This window comes from Pseudothermotoga sp. U03pept, assembly GCF_051235805.1.
Taxonomy (GTDB): Bacteria; Thermotogota; Thermotogae; order Thermotogales; family DSM-5069; genus Pseudothermotoga_B.
Genome location: NZ_JBPNXV010000001.1, coordinates 604,308 through 616,391 on the forward strand (window position 1 = coordinate 604,308; position 12,084 = coordinate 616,391).

The 12,084-nt window shown below is 44.2% G+C and carries 11 protein-coding genes and 3 tRNA genes; 13 read left to right on the forward strand and 1 reads right to left on the reverse strand.

The window, feature by feature from the left end; all coding sequences use genetic code 11:
• The 6 genes from ACSFC1_RS03020 to ACSFC1_RS03045 are packed head-to-tail and all read left to right on the forward strand — an operon-like array spanning position 1 to position 4,788.
• Entirely contained in the window at positions 1-789 is a 789-nt protein-coding gene (locus tag ACSFC1_RS03020) for a motility protein A (RefSeq protein WP_435564649.1), read from the forward strand.
• Complete coding sequence (locus ACSFC1_RS03025) at positions 789-1,658, forward strand: flagellar motor protein MotB (protein WP_435564650.1); 870 nt, start codon at positions 789-791, stop codon at positions 1,656-1,658. The genes ACSFC1_RS03020 and ACSFC1_RS03025 overlap by 1 nt, the downstream gene beginning before the upstream one ends.
• A gap of 8 nt (positions 1,659-1,666) precedes the next feature.
• The gene (locus tag ACSFC1_RS03030; RefSeq protein ID WP_435564651.1) at positions 1,667-2,161 is read left to right on the forward strand and encodes a flagellar basal body-associated FliL family protein; all 495 of its coding nucleotides are present in this window, start codon (positions 1,667-1,669) and stop codon (positions 2,159-2,161) included.
• A gap of 11 nt (positions 2,162-2,172) precedes the next feature.
• Positions 2,173-3,165 (forward strand): flagellar motor switch protein FliM, encoded by a 993-nt coding sequence (gene fliM / locus ACSFC1_RS03035; RefSeq protein WP_435564652.1) that lies wholly within the window; start codon positions 2,173-2,175, stop codon positions 3,163-3,165.
• On the forward strand, positions 3,155-4,189 hold the full coding sequence (fliN, locus tag ACSFC1_RS03040) for a flagellar motor switch protein FliN (RefSeq protein WP_435564653.1): 1,035 nt from the start codon (positions 3,155-3,157) through the stop codon (positions 4,187-4,189). Before fliM ends, fliN begins: the two co-directional genes overlap by 11 nt.
• A complete protein-coding gene (locus ACSFC1_RS03045) occupies positions 4,189-4,788 on the forward strand; it encodes a hypothetical protein (protein ID WP_435564654.1) in 600 nt (199 codons plus the stop codon). Before fliN ends, ACSFC1_RS03045 begins: the two co-directional genes overlap by 1 nt.
• Here ACSFC1_RS03045 and ACSFC1_RS03050 read toward each other — a convergent pair.
• Positions 4,782-5,519 (reverse strand): MBL fold metallo-hydrolase, encoded by a 738-nt coding sequence (locus tag ACSFC1_RS03050; RefSeq protein WP_435564655.1) that lies wholly within the window; start codon positions 5,517-5,519, stop codon positions 4,782-4,784. The genes ACSFC1_RS03045 and ACSFC1_RS03050 overlap by 7 nt on opposite strands.
• 60 nt (positions 5,520-5,579) lie before the next feature.
• Here ACSFC1_RS03050 and ACSFC1_RS03055 point away from each other — a divergent pair, with 60 nt between their 5' ends.
• The 7 genes from ACSFC1_RS03055 to tsaB all read left to right on the forward strand — a co-directional run bounded on the left by ACSFC1_RS03055 (position 5,580) and on the right by tsaB (position 12,083).
• The gene (locus ACSFC1_RS03055) at positions 5,580-6,572 is read left to right on the forward strand and encodes a polysaccharide pyruvyl transferase family protein (RefSeq protein ID WP_435564656.1); all 993 of its coding nucleotides are present in this window, start codon (positions 5,580-5,582) and stop codon (positions 6,570-6,572) included.
• 63 nt (positions 6,573-6,635) lie between these two features.
• Positions 6,636-6,711: transfer RNA gene (locus tag ACSFC1_RS03060), tRNA-Lys, on the forward strand.
• Positions 6,712-6,713: 2 nt separating this feature from the next.
• A tRNA-Leu gene (locus ACSFC1_RS03065) sits at positions 6,714-6,801 on the forward strand.
• 4 nt (positions 6,802-6,805) lie between these two features.
• Positions 6,806-6,880 (forward strand) — tRNA-Gly (locus tag ACSFC1_RS03070).
• Positions 6,881-6,932: 52 nt separating this feature from the next.
• On the forward strand, positions 6,933-9,698 hold the full coding sequence (uvrA, locus tag ACSFC1_RS03075; RefSeq protein ID WP_435565972.1) for an excinuclease ABC subunit UvrA: 2,766 nt from the start codon (positions 6,933-6,935) through the stop codon (positions 9,696-9,698).
• Positions 9,699-9,708: 10 nt separating this feature from the next.
• Positions 9,709-11,427, forward strand: coding sequence for a CehA/McbA family metallohydrolase (locus ACSFC1_RS03080; protein WP_435564657.1), 1,719 nt, complete (start codon positions 9,709-9,711; stop codon positions 11,425-11,427).
• Positions 11,424-12,083 carry a tRNA (adenosine(37)-N6)-threonylcarbamoyltransferase complex dimerization subunit type 1 TsaB gene (tsaB, locus tag ACSFC1_RS03085; protein WP_435564658.1) on the forward strand — a complete coding sequence of 220 codons (660 nt, stop codon included), beginning with the start codon at positions 11,424-11,426 and terminating at the stop codon, positions 12,081-12,083. The genes ACSFC1_RS03080 and tsaB overlap by 4 nt, the downstream gene beginning before the upstream one ends.
• Position 12,084: the final 1 nt, after the last annotated feature.

Genomic DNA, 12,084 nt, shown 5'->3' on the forward strand with positions numbered 1-12,084 from the left:
ATGGACATATCGACAATCCTTGGAATTGGTTTGGCTTTCGGCATGATCGCCTTTGGTATTATCTCAAACCAATCGTCGTTGATGACTTACTACAATTTGCCATCGCTGTTCATAACAGTTGGAGGTGCATTGGCTTCAACCATAGCATCTCACCCGAAGGAAAAGAGTTTCAAGATCGTTCAGGTTATGTTATCAACGATCAAGGAACCTAAGGTCGACAACATAGGACTTGTACGAACACTTGTGTCCTTCTCTGAGAAGGCAAGGCGCGAAGGCTTATTGTCTTTGGAAGAGAATTTGAACGACATCGACGATCCATTCATGAAAAAGGCTGTTCAGCTTGTGATCGATGGAACCGATCCTGATCTTTTGAAAAACATGATGGAGACAGAGATGGATTTGATCGAGGAAGACATTGCATCAGAAAAAGCCTTGATGGACTCTGCAGGAGCCTTTGCACCGGCTTACGGGATGATCGGAACTCTAATTGGGTTGATAGCGATGCTGAAGACTTTGAACAACCCAGAGACACTCGGACCTGGTATGTCTGTGGCTCTGATCACGACCTTCTACGGTTCAATACTCTCTAACAGTGTCTTTCTGCCAATGGGAGAGAAGATAGGTCGAAGGGCTACAAAGATCCTGAGGCAGAAACAGATGATCCTCGAAGGTGTGCTTTCAATCCAAGCTGGTGAAAACCCAAGGGTCTTGGAAGAAAAGCTCAAGTCCTTCCTCAACATCCAAGAGAAGACTGCTTATGAAGCAGCTGTCGCGGAGGCAAAGGCTTAATGCCCAGGAAGAAGAAGCAACCTGAGGCACCGAAGGGAAGCTGGCTGACAACCTACGGTGATATGGTGACATTGCTGCTCACTTTCTTTGTCTTGCTGTTTGCAATGTCTACCATAAGCCCTGGGAAGTTTCAGCAAGTGGTTGTTGGGTTGAGATCTGCTTTGACGGGAATGCCACCGAGTATTCTAACAGGTGGTAAAAGTTTGGCAGAGGAGCCTTTGATAACATCTCGACGTGGTGTTTACCAAGAATTGATGAAGATCGCAGAGGAATACAAAGGCAAGATAACGATAGAGGAAAGAGACGAAGGAACTGTCATCATAATGCAAGATATGGCTTTTTTCGTTCCTGGGAGCGCGAAACTAACCGTAGAAGCGAAAGAACTGCTTGGAAGGATAGGTTCGATCGTGATTGAGCACACGACCAATGTGCTCCAAGTCTATGGCTACGCAGACGACCAGCCTGTCTTAGAAGATTCTATCTATGCATCAAACTGGCATTTGAGTGCGGCGAGGGCTTCGAGTGTTGTACAGTTTTTCACAGAAGAACTAAAAAAGCGCAGATCGATAGAAAGACTGGCAGATATAAGAGCAGGCAGATTTGATCCAGAGTATTTCTACGATCAACAGAGATTCTACCCAATAGGAATGGGAGATTGGACGATAAGAAAAGAAATAGACGCACTTCAGAAATACATAGATTCAGAAAAACAACTGGCAACTTTGAAGTACCAACAGAACGAGATAGACCAAGCGACTTACAACTCTGTGGTAAATCGACTGAACAACGAATATAACTCACGAATAGTAGCCCTGAGAAATCAGTTCAGAAGAATTGATATACTCATAAAGAGAGAGAGAGCAAAGTAGGTGATTCAATGGCAGACGAAGAAAAAAAGAAAAAAGGTATCAGTGGTCTGTTGATGATGATCTTGGTACCTGCCGTAGTTGCGGTTGGTGCGACCGTAGCTACGGTGATGCTACTTGGGACGAACTTGAGTCCGAAGAAGCAAGAACCTACCGTGGTAACTCCAGTTGAGATAAAGGCAGTTGTCATACAGTCCGGCACCTACACAACCTTCATGCTCAAAGGCGGAAAGGAAGTAGCGGTTATAGATTCGTTGAGCTTTACTGTGGCGAGTGATTCTTGTAGAGCTGCTATAGCGAGTAAGAACGATGAGATAATGGATGGTCTTATGTTGATCTTCCTGAGCAAGGAGAAGTCAGAATTGAACACAGCTGCTGGCATAGAACTTTTGAAAAAGCAGATAAGGTCAATGGTGAATGAAATAACAGGCTTTACTGGAGATAGGGAAAGATTGGGTGTTGTAGGGGTCTATCTGTACATAAAAGCCATCAGTTCCGTGGAATGAGGGGTGATGGCGTGGCTGATGTACTCAGTCAAGACGAAATAGACAGGCTTTTACAAGCCGTAAGCACCGGCGAGGTTTCAATCGAAGAGATCAAGAAGGAAGAAACTAAAAAGGTAAAACCTTACGATTTCAGAAGGCCCAGCAAGTTTTCAAAAGAGCACATAAGGGTCTTTGACATGATTCATGAAAACTTCGCAAGGTCTGTCTCGACATACCTTTCAGGAAGGGTTCGCACCTTCACTAATATCAATCTTGCAAGCATAGACCAGATATCTTACGAGGAGTTTGTGAGATCGCTTCCTACTCCATCTTTCATAGTGATATTCACAGCACCGGAATTTGTGGGGAACGCGATATTAGAAATGAACCTTGAGATCTTTTACACCATATTAGACTTGATACTCGGTGGGCCAGGTATCCCTCATGTGAAGCGTACTCCATCGGACATAGAAATATCGATAATGAGAAAAGAGATTCTGAACATATTGACCAATCTCGCTCAGGCATGGAATGAAATCTACCATTTCGTACCAAGCATAGAGAGTATCGAAAACAATCCTCAATTTGTTCAGATCGCACCTCCGAACGAAATGGTTCTCTTGGTTTCGTTGTTCATAACTATAGGCAAGACCGAAGGATTCTTGAACGTATGTTGGCCCTCTTCACTAACAGAGCCATTTATGGATAGACTCACTTCAAGAAGTTGGTTCACTACAAAACGCGAGCAGCTTTCTGAAAAGATGCTCGATGATCTCAGGCAGAACATCAGGACGATGAATGTGAAACTTTCAGCAATTCTGGGTGAAAGTGTTTTGACCGTCAAAGAAGTTCTTGATCTGGAAGTTGGCGACGTGATCAGGTTGAAAACCCACAAAGATGATGAAATTACAATCGAAGTTCATGGTAAGCCAAAGTTCATGGCTCAACCGGGTGTCTTCAAAGGACATAAAGCCGTGAAGGTTACCCGGATCTTGAAGCCGGAGGTGGAAGAAGATGAACAGTGATTTTCTCACTCAAGATGAACTCAACGAACTTCTAAAAGGACTCAGCGAAACTCTGACAGATGAAGACAAGAAGGCGATAACTGAAATATGCGATTTGATTGCCGGTTCTTCTTCTGCTGCATTGGGAATAGTCATTGGAAGAGAGGCAAAACTCACCTTGAAAGAAGTGGCAAACAAAGCCTTGAAAGATGTGATTCAGTCAGCTGAGGAAGAGATGGTGGGTGTCCAGATAGAGTTTGCTGAAGGCATAAAGGGCAATCTTTTGTTCTTGATACCTCAATCTTTGGGCGCACGCATAGCAGACATGATGATGGGAGGTTCCGGTGAACCAGAGAGCTTGGAGCTCGACGAGGTTAGACTCAGTGCAATAACAGAAACAATGAATCAGATGATAGGTGCTGCCATAACCTCGCTTTCAGAAAAGACCAAGAAGAAGATATCGATCGCGAATTTGAAGGTGGATCTCTTGAAAAAGGATGCAGAACCATGGTTTACCTTCAATCCAGCAGAGATTTTGGCGTACGCTCTCTACGACGTTGATCTGGAGAACTCTAAGACTTCATGGCTGATAATGCTCTCATCGATTCTCTTCTTCAAAGATATCTTCAACATGATCTACCCTCAAAAGAGTGCACCAGCAGAAAAGAAGAAAGAGAAGAAGGAGGAGAAGGTGAAGGTACAGCCTGTGCAATTTCAGGAGTTTTCCAAGCAACCAGAAGAAGCCACTGTGACATCTTCATCTGAATTCTCTGACAAACTCGAATTGCTCTTAGATGTTCCATTGAAGGTGGTAGTTGAGCTTGGACGTGCAAAGATGACCTTAAAACAGGTGCTTGAGATGAATGTCGGTTCGTTGATAGAGCTTGACAAACTCACTGGAGAACCAGTTGACATCTTGGTGAACGGCAGGCTGATAGCGAGGGGAGAGGTCGTTGTAGTGGACGAGAACTTTGGTGTTAGAATAACGGAGATCGTGAGTCCAAAACAGAGGATATATTCAATAAGGGAGACAAATGGCGTGTGATGAAAAAGATCTGCTTTGCGCTTCTAACATTGACTTTCAGTTTGACTGTTCTTGCAAATCCATTGCTCGATCTTGTCGAGAGTTTAGCCGGTGTTAGGGATTTCTATCTTGAGTTCGAACTTGTGATGCGCGTGAAAAGTCAAGAGCAGTACCAAGAGTCTACAGTGAGTGGTGATATTGCTGTGAGAAACCTCGAAGATTTCTATTTGCTCATAAAAGAGCCATCCGTCGTCTCACAGCTTTCTTTTGCTTACATATCGAGAACAAAACGCCTTTATTCTTCCTTTCCCGGGTATACCGACATGGAAAACGTTGAACTGCCGTTGACGAACATCGTAGAGGTTTTTCTCGCTGTCTTGAAAATGATACAAACTCCTGTTGTGGTCACGAAGTTCGACGGTGATACCTTGACAATAACCCCCACCGTTCTCATCGCTGGTAAGTCAAATGACCCTGTTGTCTTCAAGATGAAGGTGAAGGAAGGTTTGATCGAAGAATTTCTTGTAACCAACAAGAGTGGCGATGAATATATAAAGATAAAGGTCAAAAACTTAGTCCTGAACGCCAAAGTGGATCATTATTTTCACTTTGTTCAATGAGCTATCAAGTTTTCCAGCCCCCAAGAAAAGAGTTCGGGGAATTTCCTTTTTGAGAAGTTCTCATCTGACAGTATCTCCGCATAGGTGATCGTACCGTCGAGGAGCCTTTGAATCTTGGCAAGGTATTTTATCATCAAATCCAAGCAGACTTTGTCCGAGTGATTACCGTGACCTGGTATAACCCAATCGATCTTGAGCTTCTTGAGATTCTCCAACACTTCGAGCCATTCGGTTATTTTGCTGTCCTGCACGATCTCCGGATGAAGATCGTTGAAAACGAGATCCCCTGCAACCAAAACCCTTTCTTGTTCGAAGATCACCACAGATGAATCTGGTGTGTGCCCTCCAACTTTCTTCAAGGTTACTGGACCTTCTCTGTACTCCTCTTCGAAGGTTTTCGAGGCAGTCACCACCTTGCCATTTGATGGAAGCTCTTTGAGATATTCTTCGTCCATCATCCTCATCTTTTCACTGGTGAGGTTTGATGAGATGATCTGCACGTCCTCGAAAACCACATTTCCAAAGGTGTGATCTGGATGATAATGTGTGTTCACCACAAAGAGAATCTCTTTCCTTAGGACTGATTCGATGAACTCACGAATCTTCTGTGCTTTCTCTGGGAACAACGAGGTGTCAACGACGATGACACCCTTTGGTATCGATATGATGACCACATTCGCAGAACCCTCCATGCCCACGACAAAGACTTTGTCGGTAATTCTTTGAATCATGCGAGACCTCCCATCTGATATAATCTCAATGTATCATTCTTTAGAGAGGGATGCTATTCCTTGAAAAGTGCTTTGGTCTTCGGATACTACGGCTATGATAACCTTGGCGACGAACTCTTGTGCCGTGCCACCATTGATATACTCAGAAAAGCCTTTTTCAAAGAGATATATCTCCTTGTACCAAAGGGCAGGAAAAAAGATTACAAATGGAGCAATGTCATTCCAGTGAACAGATTTGATCCTATTTCTGTGATGAATGCCATACTTCACAGTGAGGTTGTGGTCTGTGGCGGTGGCGGCATATTTCAAGATCAGACAAGCCTGAGAAGTTTTCTTTACTACTCATCTTTGGTCGTACTTTCAAGAACTTTTGGAAAGCCTGTTTTCCTGGTTGCAAACAGTCTTGGACCGGTGAAAAGAAAGCTCTCAAGAATGATTTTGAGATATCTGCTTTCGAGAAAGAAAGTCTTTTTGATAGCAAGAGATGCGGTGAGTGAAAGATATGCAAAGAGGTTCAGCAAGAATGTCTTTGGTGGAACAGACCTCGCGGTTTTGGAATTGGAAAAGATGCAGATCGATTCTCAAAAAGAGCGGTGTGTATCTTTCTGCTTGAAAGAGCCGTTGGAACTATCAGAGATCGTCACCTGTTTGAAAGAAATGGGTTTTGAGAAATTCATCTTTGTCCCTCTAAGCCCCCAAGATAGAGAAGTCTCGTTGAGTTTACTGAAACAGTACAGGAACTTTGAAGTTTCAGATGATCCGATAAAGAGTATAGCTTCTTCTTCTTTGGTGATCTCGCAGAGAATGCATGGCTGTTTGATCTCTGCATATTTTGGAATACCTTTTGTGGCAGTCAATAACTCAAAAGCCACGCGATTCATGAGAAAGTACCTTCCTGATTATCCGGGCTATGCCGATGAAAATCCGACCGATATAGCCATTGCCATCGCAAAGGCGATGAACAAACCAGTGAAAATCAGAGAAAAACTTCTCGAAGACGCGAAAGCCATGGAGCAGAATTTTATAAAGCTGCTGAAAGGCATACGCCTTTGATAGATTTGGTACTTGAAAAATACAAAGCGGTGTGATATGATCAAAATGCACTGTCGTCTGGCTGACCCGCTAGCTCAGCCGGAAGAGCACCTGACTTTTAATCAGGGGGTCCCGGGTTCGAGTCCCGGGCGGGTCACCAGTGCGAGAGTGGCGGAACTGGCAGACGCGCTGGACTTAGAATCCAGTGGGTGATGAATCCGTGTGGGTTCAAGTCCCACCTCTCGCACCAGATTGCGGGCGTAGCTCAGCGGTAGAGCGTCTGCTTGCCAAGCAGAAGGTCGCGGGTTCGAAACCCGTCGCCCGCTCCAGTAGATACCCCCCTGCGGCGCAGGGGGTTTTTTCTCAGTGAGGTGTCAGATGCTGAACAGCATAAAGATCAAAGGAGCACGCGTTCACAACCTCAAGAACATCTCTGTTGAAATCCCAAAAAACAAGATAACGGTCATAACCGGTCTGTCTGGTTCTGGAAAATCAACCCTTGCCATGGACACGATATATGCAGAAGGTCAAAGGAGATACCTTGAATCACTTTCCACCTACGCACGTCAATTTCTTGGAGAACTGAAAAAGCCCGACGTAGATTCCATTGATGGCTTGTCTCCAGCCATTGCCATAGACCAGAGAAGTGTCTCACACAACCCTCGATCTACCGTTGGTACTACCACAGAGATCTACGACTATTTGAGAGTACTTTTTTCAAAGATAGGACAGCCACACTGTCCTTCCTGCGGTAGGCCTGTGGAAAAAAAGGATATCGATCAAATAGTCAAAGATCTCTTCTCGAAGTTCAAGATTGGCACAAGGCTCTACATACTCTCACCAGTTGCCACAGACAAGAAGGGAACCTTTAAAAAAGAATTTGCAGACTACCTTGCGAAAGGCTTTGTGAGAGCGGAAGTCGATGGACAGATATTTAGACTCGAAGAAATAGGTGAGCTTGATAAGAACAAAAGGCACACGATCAAACTGCTCGTCGATAGAATTGTACTCGAAGAAGACGAAAGGCACAGAATTGCCGATGACATCGAGATAGCCTTCAGGGAGAGTTCAGGCTTTGTGCATATCAAAAATCTTGATACAAGCGAGGAATTGATCTTCAGCCAGCACATGATGTGCCCTATCTGCAATATAGGGCTTCCTGAGATAAACCCTAAGCTCTTTTCGTTCAACAATCCCTATGGTGCTTGTCCCAACTGTCATGGACTTGGATACAACCTTCAGGTAGATCCGCAATTAGTTGTCGATGAGAGACTCAGCATTGATGAAGGTGCAATAATTCCCTATCACACCGATGGATATTATCTCTCTCACATAAAACGTTTGGTCCATTCACTTGGTGGTTCAACCAGTGTACCCTTTGGCGAATTATCTCAACACGTTCAAGAGGCGGTTTTGTACGGCTATGGCGACTTTGAAGGAATAGTCAACAATCTGGAAAGACGCTACAGAGAGACAGAATCAGAAGAGATCAAAGAGTGGATAGAGAGAAAGTTCATCGTACAAAGAACCTGTCCTGTCTGCGGTGGAAAGAAGCTCAAGCCCGAAGCACTTGCGGTGACGATAAAGGGGCTGAACATAATCGACTTCACTCAGATGACGATCGAAAAAGCACATGAGTTTATCTTAGATCTACAGAGATCTTTCGGTGACAGAGAACAGAGAATAGTTGGAGAGCTGGTTGATGAGATCAAAAGGCGTTTTCAGTTCTTGCTCGACGTTGGCCTTGGGTATTTGACTCTTTCGAGAACAGTTGTCACTCTCTCTGGTGGTGAAGCTCAAAGAATCAGACTTGCGACACAGATAGGCTCAGGTTTGACTGGAGTTACCTATGTCTTAGACGAGCCGACGATAGGTTTACACCAAAGAGACAATATAAGATTGATCAACACTCTGAAAAAGCTCAGAGATCTGGGAAACACGGTGATAGTGGTGGAACACGATGAAGAGGTCATAAGGAGTTCAGATTACATAGTCGATCTTGGACCCTTTGGAGGAGAGAACGGTGGAAGGGTTGTTTACTCGGGGAGTATTGATGGTTTGATCAACAACCCAGATGGTTCTCTCACTGGTCAGTACCTTGCAGGTATCAGAAGAATAAAAAGTCCGCAGGTGCGTAGGAAGGGCAATGGAAACTCTATAACGATAGTGGGTGCAAAACACAACAATCTGAAGAACATAACAGTTCAAATTCCGCTTGGCACTTTCATCTGTGTGACAGGTGTTTCGGGTTCTGGAAAGTCCTCTTTGATAATTGACACACTCTATCCTGCTTTGATGAACGAGATCTACAGAACGAGGTTGCCAGTCGGTGCACACGATCGAATAGAAGGCATAGAGAATATCGACAAGATCATAGCGATCGATCAATCTCCCATAGGCAGAACACCGAGGAGTAACCCTGCCACTTACACGAAGGTCTTCGATGACATAAGAGAACTCTTTGCCATGACACCAGAAGCAAAGGCAAGAGGTTATGACAAGAGTAGATTCAGTTTTAATCTGAAGGGTGGAAGATGTGAGGCATGCCAAGGACACGGTTTTGTCAGAATAGAGATGCTCTTTTTGCCAGATGTCTATGTTGAATGCGATGTGTGTAAAGGTAGAAGGTACAATGAAGAGACTCTTCAAGTAAGATACAAAGGTAAGAACATACACGAGGTACTCGAGATGTCTGTCGATGAAGCCCTTGAGTTTTTCAAAAATGTCCCACACATCTTTCGTACCTTGAATCTGCTGTCCGAGGTGGGACTTGGTTACATCAGACTGGGTCAACCAGCCACCACGCTTTCGGGTGGAGAGTCTCAAAGGGTAAAGTTGGCTTCGGAGCTGAAAAAAGTTGCAACAGGACGAACACTCTACATACTCGATGAGCCAACGGTGGGATTACACTTCGAAGATGTGAACAAACTCATCGATGTATTGCACAGATTGGTGGACAAAGGCAACACGGTTATAGTGATTGAACACAATTTAGACGTCGTCAAAAATGCAGATTATGTGATCGACTTGGGACCAGAGGGTGGAGACGATGGAGGATATTTGATTGCTTGTGGCACGCCTGAGGAAGTCGCAAAGGTCGAATCATCACACACTGGTAAGTTCTTGGGAAAAATCTTAGGGAAATGAGGTGTGTGCAGTGAAAAGATCGCTCATTTTGTCTTTCTTGTTCTTGTCTTTGGTGGCTGCTGCGTACAACTTTTATTTTGCAAATCTTCACTCTCATACGAGTTTTTCAGACGGTCAAGGGACACCATCTGAGGCTTATCAATATGCAAAAGATTACGTCGACATTTTGGCTGTAACAGACCATGCTTACTATTTCAGACAAAAGATAGACGGTCAAGATAAATTGATTATGACAAAGATTGCCGCACAGCAGGCTACTGCAGACAGTTTTCTGGGACTGTGGGGTTTTGAGTGGACTGGTGGTGTAGGACACATAAACGTCTATGGAACATCGATCTGGACAGACAGAAACGAATCCGATTTGAAGGCTCTGTACAAGTGGATCGTCGATCAGAAAGCACTTGCCCAGTTCAACCACCCCGGTGTCACCTATGGCAACTTCTACGATTTCGAGTACGATCTCGAAGCCGATGAATATATCAACTTGATTGAAGTTGGAAACGGAAACACCTCCAGAAGGACTATCACGAAGGAGATGTATTCAAATTATAGATTAGCGTTGGACAAAGGGTGGCACGTTGGTGCGACGGCAAATCAGGACAACCATAGGGCTAATTGGGGCTCTGCAAACGACACCAGAACGGTGATAGTAGCAGAATCGCTGAGTTATGAATCGATTATGGAAGCGCTCAAAAACAAACGCACATATGCCAGCGAAGATAAAAACGTTCGCGTGACCTTCAAATGCAACGATCAATGGATGGGCTCAATATTGAAAGATGCAACTCAATTGACATTTGATGTTGAGCTGGTAGATGATGAACCTTTTTACGAGGCTGTGATTGTCTCTCAGAGTGGTGATGTGAAAAACTGGCGCATAAATTCGAATCGTTTTAAAGCGCAGTATACCTGTGAACCCACCGATGGCTACGAATGGTATTTCTTGTACGTCATTCAAAATGACTGGGATGAGATCATCACGGCACCCATATGGGTTCAGCACGGTGATCTATACGTCGTAAACCTAAGAACAAAACCACAGGGTACAGATCTCGAAGTGTATTTTGATCTCATAAACAGTTCCTATGAACAAACTCCTTGTGATCTTCAGGTGATTGCTACAGGCAAATCACAGCAGACGCAAGTGGAAGTTGCACCGAGGACAAAGAAGGAGATAGCCTTTCAGCTGAAAGATTTGCCAGTTGGTACACACCGAGTGACCGTTCTTCTGAATGGCAAGATAGCCCAAACGGGCTTCGTTGAAATCAAGAAAGCCGTTGTATTGATAGATCAATCACACGAGAATGCCTATCGATCTTTCTACGATCCACTCAAGAATCAATTGGAAAAAGAAGGTTTTCAAGTCGCGTACAACATGACATTTTTCAAAAGAGTTCCATCTGCTTCGTGTGTTGTAATTGGACTACCGAACAAAGGCGCTTTTGCCGAAACGATGGCACTGAACGATTTTGAAATAGAGAATTTAGTCTCTTTTGTTGGAAATGGCGGAAAGGTCGTCTTCGTGGCTTTTAGAGATTCGGTTGTGGAACCTTCCTACAACAAATTGCTTGAGAGGTTGGCAAGCGAGATGAATTTGGTGCAACGAGAAGGCAGAACCTTCGCAAAGGTGGAAGAAAAGCTACTGAATCGATATGCTGAAGGCTTCATTTTCTTCATATACTGTGAACAACCACAAGAATTGGTAGAACTCTTGAGGGAGGCGCTATGAGAATATTTGCCATTGACAGTTCGACTGAGACTCTTGTCATGGTTTATGCAGATGAACAGAATATTTTGAGTCTCTCATACGAAGGAATTGAAAGACATGCGATAAAGATCGCACCTCTTGCAAAACAGTTTCTCGATATGGTAGATCAGCCCGTTGAATCTCTTGATTATCTTGGTTGTGGAATAGGACCAGGAAGTCTTACAGGACTGAGGATTGGTATAGCCTTTGTACAAGGAATGGCTTGTGCACTCTCAAAAGACGTCGTTGAGGTAGTCTCTTCTGAGATCGTGGCTTTGAATTTCTCTCATCACAACAAAGAAGTGGTCATAGCAAAAAGGGCAAGAGAGGGTTATGTCTATCTTGCCTGCTATGAGGAAAGAGCGCAGAAACTTGCACCGACTGTGATGGAACTTCAGACTGCCAAAGAGTTTGTGAAGGCTCTTAAAAACCCTATCGTGGCAGGCGATGCCAAGGAGTTTTTCAAAGAGATTGCCAAAATCTCATCTGACGAAGCTGAGAAGATCAGAGGTGAGATACTCGCAAAAGAGGTTCTCAGAAAAGCCCAAGAAGGTCTCTTGGTAAAACCCTATGAACTTGAGCCACTTTACCTTCAAAAATCAATAGCGGAAATGAACTTCGAAAAAAGGCAAGGCTGAG